The sequence below is a fragment of the Candidatus Brocadiaceae bacterium genome (assembly GCA_012728835.1).
In the GTDB taxonomy this organism is placed as follows: Bacteria; Planctomycetota; Brocadiia; order SM23-32; family SM23-32; genus JAAYEJ01.
In genome coordinates this window covers 1-13,427 of sequence record JAAYEJ010000037.1, presented here as the reverse complement: position 1 = coordinate 13,427, position 13,427 = coordinate 1, and the positions used below count along the sequence as shown (strand labels likewise).

General features: G+C 70.3%; 13 protein-coding genes. 5 read left to right on the top strand and 8 right to left on the bottom strand.

All coding sequences use genetic code 11. From position 1 onward, the window contains the following. Positions 1-418 precede the first annotated feature (418 nt). The 3 genes from gndA (at position 419) to GXY85_05565 (ending at position 4,434) form a co-directional block, all read left to right on the top strand. Entirely contained in the window at positions 419-1,945 is a 1,527-nt protein-coding gene (gene gndA / locus GXY85_05575) for an NADP-dependent phosphogluconate dehydrogenase (GenBank protein NLW50300.1), read from the top strand. Between the two features lie 66 nt (positions 1,946-2,011). After that, positions 2,012-3,061: an HAD family hydrolase gene (locus GXY85_05570; GenBank protein ID NLW50299.1), complete on the top strand. Its 1,050-nt coding sequence runs from the start codon at positions 2,012-2,014 to the stop codon at positions 3,059-3,061. A 38-nt stretch (positions 3,062-3,099) separates the two neighbouring features. After that, entirely contained in the window at positions 3,100-4,434 is a 1,335-nt protein-coding gene (locus GXY85_05565; protein ID NLW50298.1) for a diphosphate--fructose-6-phosphate 1-phosphotransferase, read from the top strand. 229 nt (positions 4,435-4,663) lie between these two features. Here GXY85_05565 and GXY85_05560 read toward each other — a convergent pair whose 3' ends face one another. The 7 genes from GXY85_05560 to GXY85_05530 form a co-directional block, all read right to left on the bottom strand. Then, the gene (locus tag GXY85_05560; GenBank protein NLW50297.1) at positions 4,664-5,524 is read right to left on the bottom strand and encodes a methionine synthase; all 861 of its coding nucleotides are present in this window, start codon (positions 5,522-5,524) and stop codon (positions 4,664-4,666) included. A 54-nt stretch (positions 5,525-5,578) separates the two neighbouring features. Then, positions 5,579-5,941 (bottom strand): iron-sulfur cluster assembly scaffold protein, encoded by a 363-nt coding sequence (locus tag GXY85_05555; protein ID NLW50296.1) that lies wholly within the window; start codon positions 5,939-5,941, stop codon positions 5,579-5,581. Then, positions 5,923-6,786 (bottom strand): ATP-dependent sacrificial sulfur transferase LarE, encoded by an 864-nt coding sequence (larE, locus tag GXY85_05550; GenBank protein NLW50295.1) that lies wholly within the window; start codon positions 6,784-6,786, stop codon positions 5,923-5,925. Before larE ends, GXY85_05555 begins: the two co-directional genes overlap by 19 nt. Then, a complete protein-coding gene (gene mnmA, locus GXY85_05545; protein NLW50294.1) occupies positions 6,783-7,886 on the bottom strand; it encodes a tRNA 2-thiouridine(34) synthase MnmA in 1,104 nt (367 codons plus the stop codon). Before mnmA ends, larE begins: the two co-directional genes overlap by 4 nt. A gap of 97 nt (positions 7,887-7,983) precedes the next feature. Then, positions 7,984-9,141 (bottom strand): cysteine desulfurase NifS, encoded by a 1,158-nt coding sequence (gene nifS / locus GXY85_05540; protein ID NLW50293.1) that lies wholly within the window; start codon positions 9,139-9,141, stop codon positions 7,984-7,986. Then, positions 9,138-10,103, bottom strand: coding sequence for a cysteine synthase A (cysK, locus tag GXY85_05535; GenBank protein ID NLW50292.1), 966 nt, complete (start codon positions 10,101-10,103; stop codon positions 9,138-9,140). The genes nifS and cysK overlap by 4 nt, the downstream gene beginning before the upstream one ends. Further along, the gene (locus GXY85_05530; protein NLW50291.1) at positions 10,100-10,531 is read right to left on the bottom strand and encodes an Rrf2 family transcriptional regulator; all 432 of its coding nucleotides are present in this window, start codon (positions 10,529-10,531) and stop codon (positions 10,100-10,102) included. Before GXY85_05530 ends, cysK begins: the two co-directional genes overlap by 4 nt. A 177-nt stretch (positions 10,532-10,708) precedes the next feature. Here GXY85_05530 and GXY85_05525 point away from each other — a divergent pair, with 177 nt between their 5' ends. Beyond that, entirely contained in the window at positions 10,709-10,918 is a 210-nt protein-coding gene (locus GXY85_05525; GenBank protein ID NLW50290.1) for a hypothetical protein, read from the top strand. A gap of 82 nt (positions 10,919-11,000) precedes the next feature. On the opposite strand, the gene GXY85_05520 is transcribed toward GXY85_05525, so the two are convergent. After that, complete coding sequence (locus GXY85_05520) at positions 11,001-11,699, bottom strand: glycosyltransferase family 2 protein (GenBank protein NLW50289.1); 699 nt, start codon at positions 11,697-11,699, stop codon at positions 11,001-11,003. Between the two features lie 231 nt (positions 11,700-11,930). On the opposite strand from GXY85_05520, the gene GXY85_05515 reads away from it, so the two are divergent. Next, positions 11,931-13,427, top strand: a 1,497-nt coding sequence (locus GXY85_05515) for a hypothetical protein (protein NLW50288.1), incomplete at its 3' end; no start/stop codon positions are given.

Genomic DNA, 13,427 nt, shown 5'->3' with positions numbered 1-13,427 from the left:
AGGGCCGCGCCGGTGCGTCGTTGGAAGGGCACGCGCCTGTGCCACACATGGACGAACACGGACGAACACGGACTGACACGGACGAACACGGACTGACACGGACGAACACGGACTGACACGGACTGACACGGACGCCGGCGCCGTCGTGCCCCTGCCCGGCAACCCCCGGCGCTACCCCGGGAGCCGCGCGTGCAGGCGCCCCCGTGCGGACCGGGGTTTGTGTTCGTCCGTGTCAGTCCGTGTCAGTCCGTGTCGGTCCGTGTCGGTTCCTGTCTGTCCGTCCGTGCGTTCCCTTGCTTGACACCGCGATGAGGCTCTGGCACAATGGCCGTTCCCCTGACTCTCGCGGGCCGTTGCGGCGCGAGTGTGTCCTGTCGGCCGTGCTTCATCTGGGAGACCAATCATGTCGGTGACGAATCTGAACGGCGAATACGATCTGGTGCTGTATGGGCTGGGCGTGATGGGCGAGAACTTCATCCGGAACTTCGCCCGGAACGGCTATCGGGTCATCGGCGTCAACCGTACGGTCGCCCGCACGGAGCTGTTCGCGAAGGAAGTCGCCAACGAGCCGATTGCCGACCGTGTGGGGACGGCCGAGACGCTGGTGGAGGCCTGCCGCGCGCTCAAGAGCCCCGGCGGCGCCGTGCTGGCCATGATCAAGGCCAACGACCCGGTCGTGGAGCCCCTGGGCGGCATCGACGAACTGTTCTTCACCGGCTCGCAGGCCCGGATCGGCGAGACCACGCGCAGCGTGCCGCCGCTGGCCGACCTGGTGCCCCCCGGCACCGTCATCATCGACGCGGCCAACTCGCACCCGTCGTCCACCGCCCGGCGCTGCGCCGAGTTCGCCAGGCGCGGCATCCTCTTCGTGGGCACGGGCGTGAGCGGCGGGGCCGAGGGCGCCCTGAAGGGCCCCAGCATCATGCCGGGCGGGACCAGGGAGGCCTACGAGGTCGTCGGTAAGATGCTGGAGACCGTGTCGGCGCAGGTCGACGGCCCCTGCTGCACCTACCTGGGCGACAACGAGGCCGGCCACTTCGTCAAGAACATCCACAACGGGATCGAGTACGGCATCATGCAGGCGATCTCGGAGGTCTTCTTCGGCCTCCAGCAGTCGCTGGGCCTGTCCTACCCGGAGCTGCACGAGATCTTCGCGAAGTTGACGGCCGGCGCGCACGGCGGCTACCTGATGGAGATCTCCACGGCCGCCCTCGGCATGGTGGACGCCGAGACGCAGCAGCCCGTGCTGGACGTGATCGTGGACCGCGCGGGCCAGAAGGGCACCGGCAAGTGGACCTCGCAGATGGCGTTCGACCTGGGCGTGCCCGTGCCGACGATCGCGGCGGCGCTGCAGGCGCGCATCATGAGTTCGTTCAAGCCGCAGCGCGAGAAGGCCGCTCGGCGGCTGAAGCACTTCGCGCTGAGCCGCGTGACGCCGAAGAAGCGCGACGAACTGATCGCCGCCGCGGCAGACGCCCTCTACGCCACCATGATCGCGGCCTACGACCAGGGCTTCTGGATGCTCCAGGAAGGCTCCAAGGCCGACCCGGCGGAGTCCGGCGGGCTCTTCAACTTCACGCTGAACATGGTCGAGATCGCCCGCATCTGGAAGGGCGGCTGCATCATCCGTTCCAAGCTGCTCGACCCGATCCGCGAGGCCTACCTGGAGAACCCGAAGCTGCACAGCCTGATGATGGCGCCGTACTTCAAAGATGTGCTGGTCTCGGCGAAGTTCCAGAAGAACTGGCGCCGGTGGGTGACCACAATGGTCTCCCTGGGCCTGCCGGTGGACTCCGTTGCCGCCTCGCTGACCTACTACGACACCTACAGCACGGCGCGGCTGCCGGCCAACATGATCCAGGCCCAGCGGGACACCTTCGGCGAGCACGGCTTCGAGCGCGTCGACAAGGACGGCAAGGGCTACCACCTCAACCCCGCCCGCTGAGCAGCCGGGCCGGGGCATCCGAGCAGACGGGGCCCCCCCCGCGGGGGCCCCGAAAGGGAGAATGCCATGGCGTTCCAGGGAGTGCTGACCGACGAGCAGATCGCTCAGGACCCTCAGCAGCAGGTCCGGCAGTGGCAGCGGAAGCGTGACTTCGCCATCTGCATCGACACGGACGGCTGCACGCTCGACAACATGTGGGCGAAGCAGGTCGTCGTCTTCCACCCGCATTTCATGGACTTCAACGGCCTGCGCGGGATCGAGATGTTCTTCCGCCTGCACGCCGAGCATCACAACCTGTGGGGCAAGACCCGCGGCTGCGACCGCTACCTGGCCGTGCGCCACACCCTGGCGTCCCTGCTGGACGACCCGCAGGCGACCGAGGCGATGCCCGTCGACCACGTCCGCGATCTGCTGGCGTCGGTCCAGCGCTACGTGGACTTCATCGACGCGAGCGGCGGACGCTGGGGGTTCGGCATCCCCTCGCTGCGCCACTTCCACGAGCAGAACGGGCTGGACTACAACATCACGCGGCTGCTCGGCTGGAGCGAGGCGGTGGACCGGACGTTCCCGTTCGTCACGCTCGGCATGGCGCCGTTCGCCGGCGTGCGCGAGACGCTCGAATACCTGAGCGCGAAGGCCGACATCCTGGTCGTCTCGGCCACGCCGTACCGCGACCTGGCCCAGTGGTGGACGCGCACCGGACTGGCCGACTACGTGGGCGCCATCGCCGGCAAGGAGATGGGCAAGAAGAACGAGCACATCCGCCTGCTGAAGGAGGCCGGCGGCTACGGCGACGACCAGGTCATCATGGTCGGCGACGGCGGCGGAGATCTGAAGGCGGCCCAGGCCAACAACGCGATGTTCTACCCCACGCCCGCCGGCAAGGAGCAGGAGGCCTGGCAAAACGCCCGCGAGGCCTTCGACGCCTTCTTCGAGGGCCGCTACTGCGGCGCCATGGAGGACGAGAAGGTGGCGGAGTTCCAGAACATCCTCCTGGAGAAGGGCCCCTGGCAACTGCCCGGCTACGACGCGCGCCAGGCCTATCGCGAACTGCAGGACAAGCGGGCGGCCACCTACCGGGAGCTTCACCCGGACGGCACGCTGCTGACGGTGTGATCCGGACGCTTCCATCACCGGCGAAACGGAGTGCAGACATGGCAATGAACGTCGTCGTGGCGCAGTCGGGCGGACCGACCGCCGTCATCAATAACTCGGTGCGGGGCGTCATCGAGACGCTGGCTGCCTCGCCGCAGGTCGACCGGGTCTACGGCGCCCGCATGGGCATCCTGGGAGTGCTCCGCAACGAACTGGTGGACCTCACCGCCCAGGACCCCGAGCAGGTCCGCCGGCTGGGGCAGACGCCGTCGGCCGGCTCGATCGGCAGTTGCCGCTACAAACTGGCCGGCAAGGGGGGGCTGTTCGAGGAAGACTACGCCCGCATCACCCAGGTCTTCAAGGCCCACGGCGTCGGCTGCTTCTTCTACGTCGGCGGCAACGACTCGATGGACACCGCCAACCGCGTCGCCACCATGGCGCGCGAGCAGGGGCTGGACCTCCAGGGCCTCGGCCTGGCCAAGACCGTCGACAACGACGTCGGCGGCGGGCTCCAGCCGGACGGCACCTTCGCCCTGTGCGACCATAACCCCGGCTACGGCAGCGTGGCCCGCTACTGGGCCATGAACGTGCGCGAGGCCAACGAGGAGAACAAGGCCAGCCACACCAGCGATCCCGTGCTGATCATGCAGGCGATGGGCCGCAAGATCGGTTTCATCACAGCCTCGGCCCGCCTGGGCGACCCCCAGCGCAGGATGCCGCTGCTGGTCATCATGCCCGAGGCGCTCAGCAAGGACGACCCGGTTGCCAACCTCGAACTGATTACCGAGAACGTCAACTCCGTCCTGCGCCAGGCCGGGCGCTGCATGGTCGTCATCACCGAGGGCGCCAACCTGGGCGACGTGCAGGAACTGCGCGACAGCTTCGGCCACGCTCAGTTCAGCGCGTCCCGCACAACGGCCGCCCAGCTCCTGATGGGCCACCTGAACGGCATGGACCGCACCGACTCCTCCGGGCGCTCCAAGACGCGCCTCGTCGTGCCGGGCATCGCACGGGTCGACGTGCCGGGCACGATCCAGCGGCGCGACATCTCCCGGGCCTCGTCGGTCGATCTGCAGGAGGCCTACCAGATCGGCGTGCACGCGGCGAAGCTGGCGCTGGACGGCCGCAGCGGCGTCATGTCCACCCTGCTGCGCACGCCGGGCGACGACTACGCCGTGACCTACGGCGACGTGCCGCTGGAGGTCGTTGCGAATGCCGAACGCCACTTCCCGTCCGAGTGGATCGCCGAGAGCCGGGTGGACGTGACCGACGAGTTCGTGCGGTGGGCGCGTCCGATCATCGGCGACCCGCTGCCGGAGTTCACCGAGTTTGCCCCGAAGATGGCCCCCGCGGCCGGACTCGGCGACTACACGCCCCAGGGCCTGCGCCGCTGACGCGGCCCCCGGGCAAGGACGCTCCGACGCCGTTGGAGGGGCACGCACCGCCGTGCCCCTGCGCGTCTGTCCGTGCACGCCCGGCCGGACACGCCCGGCCGGGACGCCGGACACGCCCGGCCGGGACGCCGGACACGCCCGGCCGGGACGCCGGACACGCCCGGCCGGGACGCCGGACACGCCCGGCCGGACACGCCCGGCCGGAGACGCCCGGCCGGGACGCCGGACGCTATCCGTCCGTGCTCGTCCCCGCGATCCGGGCGCACTCGGCCGCCAGCAGTCGCACGTGCGCCGGTGTGGTTCCGCAGCATCCCCCGATGATGCGCGCCCCGGCGTCCACCAGGTCGGCCACGTGGCGCACCATCTCCTCCGGCGTTTCCTCGTAGATCGTGTGGCCGCCGACCAGGCGGGGCAGGCCGGCGTTCGGCTTGCACCAGAGCGGCAGGGAAGTGCCCGTGCGCATCCGGCGCGCCACCTCGATGATCTGCGCGATCCCGGCCCCGCAGTTGGCGCCCACCACGTCGGCGCCGGCGGCCGTCAGCTTCTCGGCCGCCTGGGCCGGCTGCACACCCATCATGGTGGCGAACCCCCGGGGGCCCCGGTCGAAGGTCATGGAGACGACCACCGGCAGGTCGCAGACCTCCCGTACGGCCCGCAGGGCGGCCTTCGCCTCGTCCAGGGCGGTCATCGTCTCGATGACGATGCCGTCGGCACCGGCCTCGGCGATGGCTCGGGCCTGGCGCGCGAACTGCGCGACCATGTCCTCTTCGCGCACCGTGCCGAGCGGCTCGAGCAGCGCCCCGGAGGGGCCGATGGACGCGAAGACCAGCGCGCGCCCGGCGGCGGCCTCGAGCGACAACTCGACGCCGCGCCGGTTGATCTCCTCGGTGCGGTCGTCCAGGTTCGCGTAGGCCAGCTTCAGCGGCGAGGCGCCGAAGGTGTTCGTCAGGATGATGTCCGCCCCGGCCTCCACGTAGGCGACGGCGACGGCCCGGACGTCATCCGGGCGCTGGAGGTTCCACACGTCCGGCGCTTCGCCTGCCGGCAGGCCGCGGGCGGCCAGCTCGGTCCCCCATGCTCCGTCGGCCACCAGAAGCCCCTTGGCGGCCAGTCTGTCTTGCCAGTTGCCCAGTGTCCCGTCTCCTCATTTGTCCAGGTAGTCCTCGATGGCCTTGTGCAGCCCCTCGGCGGCCAGGTTCGAGCAGTGCATCTTGTTGGGCGGCAGCCCCCCGAGCATCTCGGCCACCTGCTGCCGGCCGATCTTGAGCGCCTCCTCGATGGTCTTCCCCTTCGCCAGCTCGGTCGTGATGCTGCTGGTCGCGATGGCGGCCGGGCAGCCGAGCGTCTTGAACCGCACGTCCACGAGGCGTCCATCCCTGACGCGGATCGAGATCCTCATCACGTCCCCGCAGACCGGGTTGCCGACGACACCCACGCCGTCGGCATCCTCGACCTCCCCCATGTTGCGGGGGTCGCGGAAGTGCTCCATCACTTTCTCGGTGTACATGGCTCCCCATCCTGTGCGGCCGCCGACCCGAGCGTCTCGTTCATGCTGCCGCTGCGGAATCCCTGCAGATCCAGCGTCACATAGTTGTACCCCAGCGCCGTCATCCGTGCAACGAGACGGCGGCGTGCGCCGGGCGCCAGGAGGGCCGCCTCCGCTTCCTGCGGCCCCAGTTCGATCCGGGCCAGCGGCCCGTGTGAGCGCACGCGGAACTCCCGCAGTCCCATCTCCCTCAGCACGGCCTCCGCCCGGTCGATGCGCTCAAGAACCTCCGCCGTAAGGGCCTGTCCGTAGGGCACCCGCGAGGCCAGGCAGGCGGCGGACGGCTTGTCGTGCGTCGGGAGCCCCCGGCGCGCCGACAGCGCGCGGACGTCCGCCTTGGTCAGCCCCGCCTCCATCAGGGGCTGCCGGATGCCCAGCTCGCGTGCGGCGCGCAGGCCGGGCCGGTAGTCGCCGGCGTCGTCGGCGTTCGATCCGTCCGCCACACGGAGGAGGCCCCGCGCGGCGGCGATGCGCTGCATCTGCTTCATCAACGCCAGCTTGCAGAAGTAGCAGCGGTCCGGAGTGTTGGCCGTGATGCGGGCGTCGGCCATGTGTTCGGCCTCGAAGACCAACTGCTCCGCGCCCAGCATCTCGACCAGCCGGCGGGACTCGGACAGCTCATGCTCGGGGAAGAAGGGCGAGCGGGCCGTCGCGGCGACGGCCGCCCGCGGCCCCAGCTCGTCCAGGGCGGCCGTCAGCAGGAAGGTGCTGTCCACGCCGCCGCTGAACGCCACGAGGACGGAACCCATCTCCCGAAGCCGCCGGCGGAGTTCCCGGTCCTTCGTGTCCGCTGTGGGGTCCGTCATCGCTTGCCTCCGGGTTGCGTGCCGTTGTTCCCCGCGATGGTGCCGCCTCCCAGGAGCAGGTCCCCGGCGTAGAAGACGGCTGCCTGGCCGGGGGCCGGCGCCTCCTGCGGCGCCTCGAACCGCACGTGCGCCGTCCCGCCCGGTTGGGGGGTCACGGACGCGGGGGCCCCGGGGTGATTATACCGGATCTTTACCGTCGCCCGGACGACATCGGCCGGAGGCGGGATGCTGACCCAGTGGACGGCCTCGACGGCCAGCTCGGCGCCCATCACGTGTTGCCGTTCACCGACGACGACCGAGTTCTGATCCGGCCGCACGGCGACCACGTAGAGGGGCTCGGAGTGGGCGATGCCCAGCCCCCGGCGTTGTCCCACCGTGTAGCCGCCGATGCCGTCGTGCCGCCCCAGCACGCGGCCGTCCGTGTGCACGATCGGCCCGGGGCGGAAGGCCTCCGGGCTGCGCGCGCGCAGGAACTCGCGGTAGCGGCCGGCGGGGACGAAGCACAGGTCCTGGCTGTCGGGCCGGTCGTGCACCGGCAGGCCGTACTCCCGTGCCCGTCGCCGCACCCGCTCCTTGTCGTGTTCGCCCAGCGGGAAGACGGCGTCGCGAAGGTGGTCCTGCGTGAGCCGGAACAGGAAGTAGGCCTGGTCCCCGGCCCCGACGCCCCGCCGCAGCGTGAAGCGCCCGGTCGCGGCGTCGCGGCCCCTGCGCGCGTAGTGCCCGGTGGCCACGGCCGACGCGCCCAGTTCCCGCGCTGTGCGCCGCAGCAGGGCGAACTTGACCTGCTCGTTGCACGGCACGCACGGGTTCGGCGTCCGCCCCCGGGCGTAGGCCGCGCAGAACGGCTCGACCACGGCGCGCTCGAACACCTCCGTGGCGTCGACGACGTGCAGGGGGATGCCCAGCACCTCGGCGACGCGGCGCGCGTCATCGAGCGCTCCGGCTGCCGGGCACGCCGGCCGGCCGTCGTCGCCCGGGTCCTGCATGCGGAGCACCACGCCGATCACGTCCCTGCCCGCCTCTCGCAGCAGGGCGGCGGCCACGGCGGAGTCGACTCCCCCCGACAGGCCCACGACGACCGGCGACCGTTCGGATTGCATGGCGTCCCCCCGTCACCCGGCGGCCGGCACGCGCTCCACGCCGCGCCGACGCCCGAGTTCGGCGATCGTGCCCGCCCGTGCAGAGCGTGTCATGGGATCAGGTCCTGCCGGCAAAGGGGGACATCTGCCGGAACCGCTCGACGATGGCCGGCAGCTTCTCGATGACGTAGTCGACGTCCTCAACGGTGTTCGCGCGCCCGAGCGAGAACCGCAGGCTCCCGTGCGACTTCTCCGGCGGGATGCCCATCGACGTCAGCACGTGCGACGGCTCCAGCGTGCCGCTCGTGCAGGCCGAGCCGGTGGAGACGGCGATGCCGAATGCGTCGAGGCTCATCAGCAGGCTCTCGCCCTCGACGTTCTCGAAGCTCAGGTTCGCAATGTGCGGCAGGCAGTGCTCGGGATGGCCGTTCAAGCGGCATTCGGGCACGCGCTTCGTCAGGATCGACGCGAGCCGGTCGCGCAACCCGCGCAGACGGGGGGCCTCCACGGGCATCTCGGCGACGGCCAGATCGAGGGCGCGGGCCATGCCGACGATGCCGGCCACGTTCTCGGTGCCCGCGCGCAGCCCCCGCTCGTGATGGCCGCCGTGCTGGACGGCGTGCAGGCGCGTGCCCGGGCGCACGTAGAGCGCGCCGACGCCCTTGGGGCCGTAGAATTTGTGGGCCGAAAGGGACAGCAGGTGCACGCCCAGCTCGTCCACGTCGACCGGGATCTTCCCCACGGCCTGAACAGCGTCCGTGTGGAACGGCACGCCCGCCTCGGCGGCCCGCGCGGCCAGCTCGCGGATCGCCTGGATCGTGCCCACCTCATTGTTGGCCAGCATGATCGTCACCAGGCACGTGTCGTCGCGCAGGGCCTCGGCCAGCGATCTCACCGAGACCCGACCGAACGCGTCCACCGGCAGGCGCGTGACCTCGAAGCCCCGCCGCTCCAGCGCCAAACACGTGTTCAGCACGGCCTGGTGCTCGATGGCCGACGTGATGACGTGCCGTTTCCCGGTCGCCGCGGCGACTCCCTGGATGGCCAGGTTGTCGGACTCGGTGCCGCTGCCGGTGAAGATGATCTCACCCGGTGCGGCCCCGATGGCCGCGGCCACCGCCCCCCGGGCGGCCTCCAGGGCCTCGTGCGCCCGGCGGCCCGCCGTGTGCACGCTGGATGGGTTGCCGAAGAGGTCGCCGAAGTACGGGCTCATCGCCTCGATCACCTCGGGCCGAACGGGCGTCGTCGCGCTGTGATCCATGTAGATGCTCTTCATCGCTCTCGCTCTCTTGCGCCTGTGACCGGCGGCTGCGCGTCCTCCCGGAACAGCCCCGTGCTCAGGTAGCGCTCTCCCGTGTCGGGCAGCACCACCACGATCAGCCCGCCCGCGCTCTCGGGGCGCGCGGCCACCTCCAGGGCCGCCCAGGCGGCCGCGCCGGAGGAGACGCCTACGAGCAGGCCCTCCTCCCGCGCCAGGCGTCGCGCCGTCCGTTCGGCGTCCGCCTGGCTCACCCGCACCACCTCGTCGATGAGCGCCGCGTCGAGCACGGCGGGCACAAAGCCCGCGCCGATGCCCTGGATGCCGTGGGGGCCGGGCGAGCCGCCGCTCAGCACCGGCGAGGCCTCCGGCTCGACCGCCACCACCCGCACCGAAGCCTTCCGCTCCTTCAGCAGCGAGCCCACGCCCGTCAGCGTGCCGCCCGTGCCGACCCCGGCCACCAGCACGTCAACGCCGCCGTCGGTGTCCGCCCATATCTCCTCGGCCGTCGTGTGCCGGTGGGCCGCCGGGTTGGCCGGATTCGTGAACTGCTGGGGCAGGAAGGCGCCCGGCGTCTCGCGGACGATCCGCTCGGCCTCCGCGATGGCGCCCTTCATGCCGGCCGGGCCGGGCGTCAGGACAACCTCCGCGCCCAGCGCCTGCAGCAGCATGCGCCGCTCCACGCTCATCGTCTCCGGCATCGTCAGGATGAGACGATAGCCCCGCGAGGCGCAGACGAAGGCCAGCCCGATGCCCGTATTGCCGCTCGTCGGCTCCACGATCACCGCTCCGGCGCCGATCCGGCCGTCGCGCTCGGCCGCCTCGATCATCGCCCGGGCGATCCGGTCCTTCACGCTCGAGAGCGGGTTGAAGGACTCCAGCTTGGCCGCCACGTGCCCGGGCAGCCCGGCGGCCGTCCGGCCCAGCCGCACCAGTGGGGTGTGGCCGACCAGTTCTACGACGTTCTCGGCGATCTTCATGCCGTCCCCCCTGCGGCCCGATGGGCCGACTGTTGTGCCAGGTCTTCCAGCGTGCGGGCCTGCATGACGCCGACGACGGCCTCGCGCAGCTCCTGCCAGACGCCCCGGGTGGTGCACCCGTCCGTGCGCCCGCACGAGCCGGGCGTGTCCAGGCAGTCGACGGGGCAGAAGCTGCCCTCCAGGGCCTCATAGACGTCCAGGAGGCTGATCTCGGCGGCCGGCCGGCTCAGGCAGTAGCCGCCGTGCGCGCCGCGAACGCTGCGGATCAGGCCGCTGCGACGGAGGTCCTGCACGATCTTGGCCAGGTAGCGCTCCGGAATGCCCTGCCGTTCGGCCAGGGCCTCCAGAGGCACCGGCCCGTCCTCCTGGAGGAACGCCAGCGTCACCATGGCCCGGCATCCGTACCGCACTCGCGTGGGCAGTCGCATCGGCCTCACCCCTGCAGATGACAAAGTACACCGGATTAGTGCAGTATATGCGACCGCGGCCGGCGTGTCAAAGCGAAGCCGGCCTGCGCAGGTCCCCGCGCCTTTGACTCCGGCCGGGCTCGTGCATACACTGGACTCAAGCAGTAGCGTTCCATTTCTCCATTCGGGGGCAGGGCAATGGCGAAGTCAGAGGGCAAGGGGATGGTCGTGCCGGAGCACAGGCTGTTCGAGAACCACACCGGGCATTCGAAGCACCTGTGCGACCTGGTGGCCAAGCGCAAGATGGCCGAGGTAGCCCGGTTGTCGAAGGACGCCAAGTACGTCTGCCACATCTGCGGCCGGGCCGCTGCCAAGGCAGCGAACCTCTGCGAGCCGGTGGAGATCTGACCGGTCCGCCCCGCGACGGACGCCCGCCGGGCCACTGCGGAACGGCGGGCGTTCCTCCCGGTCGGCGTCTCGGACTGTGCGCTCAGCGGCCCCGGCGTCCCCAGGTGCTGTACTTGACGATGCACCAGAGCGTGCGCAGGCCGTCGCGCCAGCCGATCTTCTTCCCCTCTTCGTAGGTGCGGCCGTAGTACGAGACCCCCACTTCGTAAACGCGGCAGCGCATGGCCGCCGCGCGCGCCGTGACCTCCGGCTCGAACCCGAACCCGTTCTCCCTCAGCGGCATCGCCCGTAGAACCTGTCGCCGGAACGCCTTGTGCCCCGTCTCCATGTCCGTCAGGTTCAGGTTTGTGAAGCAGTTCGACAGCAGCGTCAGCAGCCTGTTGCCCACGTAGTGCCAGAAGTAGACGACCCGGTGCGGACCGTGCCCCACGAAGCGCGAGCCGAACACGACGTCGGCATGACCCTCCACGATGGGCTGGACGAGCCGCACATACTCGCGGGGGTCATACTCCAGATCGGCGTCCTGGATGACCACCACGTCGCCCTGGACGGCCTCCAGTGCCGTGCGGATGGCCGCGCCCTTGCCGCGGTTCCTCTCGTGGCGGAACACCTGAAGGCCGGGGGCGCCGTCGAGCGCCTCCAGCGCGGCACGCGTCCCGTCGGTCGAGCCGTCGTCCACCACGATCAGCTCCGCGTCCGGCGCCGCCTCGCGCACCCGCCGCACGACCTCGCCGATCGTCGTCGCCTCGTTATACACCGGCATGATCACCGACAGCTTCATGAACGCACGGTACCTCCACAGGGCTGCGGCCTCCCGGGCCGCCGGCGCGCCCATCATACTGCAAACGCATCCCCGATGCCGATGCACGCCGCCCGCCCTCAATGGGTAGCGCCGGGCGTCCCGCCCGGCGGCGTCCCGCCCGGCCGGCACGAATGCGAAATAAGGGCTTGACATGCAGGAGCGATATGTGTACAAAATGTGTGGAGGGGTGGCAGAGACGGGGAGGCAGGGATGGCGCGGCGCGCGTTCGTGTGCCTGCTGGCGCTGTTCCTGGGGCTCAGTGCGGTCGTCGCCCTGGCGGCCGCCCAGACGTTCGATGACGCCCTCTGGGGTTCCGCCCGCACGCTGCCGTCCCGGCACGACGGGCTCTCTTTCGACACGGTCGAGCCGTTCGACGTGTTCGGCCGGGAGGCGCCGCCCGACGCCTTCATCGGCCTCTGCGACGATACCGGCGTCGGGCCGTTTGACGGCCTCGGCGGCGGCATGGAGCTGCTCGGGCGCGGGGTCTCGGTGGTCTTCCTCGATCCGCCGTACGGCATACCGAAGTACGTGCCGCTGTATAGTCAGCAGGCAACCCTGGGCGTGCGGCCCCGTCCGTACGAGCCGGAAGAAGCAACATTCGCCTGGCAGTTTGCCATCCCTCCCACGAACACCCCGAAGACCGTCTACAAGTTCGACGCCGACAACGAGGTCGTCCCGGGCAAGGCGACGATGACGTATACGCTGGACGGCGATTTCGCGACGGCCGTCTCCGAGCCGATCCACATCTTCGCGGCAAAACTGACCCTCGAAGGTCTCGCGGACAGTGAGGAGCAAGTCCCGGGAGGCATTCTGGTCGTGGACCCCATCGGCCACCCGCGCCGCCGGCTCAACATCGCGTTCTTCCCCGAAGACCTGAACGCGATCCGCATGGACCACCCCTCCGATCCCTTCCCCTACTGGGTGGCGCAACTGAAAGCGGATCCTGCGTCAGCCGTGGAGTTCTTCCTGGAAGAAGACTCCCCGACGCCCATGAACGGGGAGGACCGGACGTGGGGATGGCACGTTGAACAGGACACGGAACCCCCCGGGACCGCCCACTACAAGGCCCCACCCGACGAGGTCTGGGTCGAGGCCGTGCAGGACGGCCCATGCGACATCGCGCTATCGCTGCAGTTCAACACGGTGTTGCACCGCGAGGATGGACCGACGTCGACCGACATCGTACACACCACGAACATCGAGATCGACCTGGACGCCGACTCCGACAACAACGCCGGACCGTACGGCCCGCCGTCCAGGAACGCCTACGAGGAGAGCGTGGAGGACGTGCCCAACGATCCGGACAAGCCCGGGAAGGTATGCGCGCCGAACACGGGTGACGCCGACGCGGACGGGATACCGGACTTCGCCGACGGATTCGACTGGGACGGCACGCCCGAGAACGCCGACGACGCCAGCGTGGGAGACCAGTTCATCCCCATCGTCCTGGAGATCGGCTGGGGCGTGGATCTGAGCGAAGCCAGGGTGCGGCTGGGGTACAGCGATTCGAACCCGGCCGGGGTTACGTACGGGGGGACCCCGCCCGTCTACGCCCTGCCGGCGGGATCCGGCGATCTGCGCATCTGGACGAAGAACGCCGGGGAGGCGCGCGATGCACGCTCGGTCGCGGCCGGAGGCCACTACGTGCCGTCGGGCTCGTACGACCCGTCGGACCTGGGATTCGGGGAGCCGGGGCCCCGGGAAGTC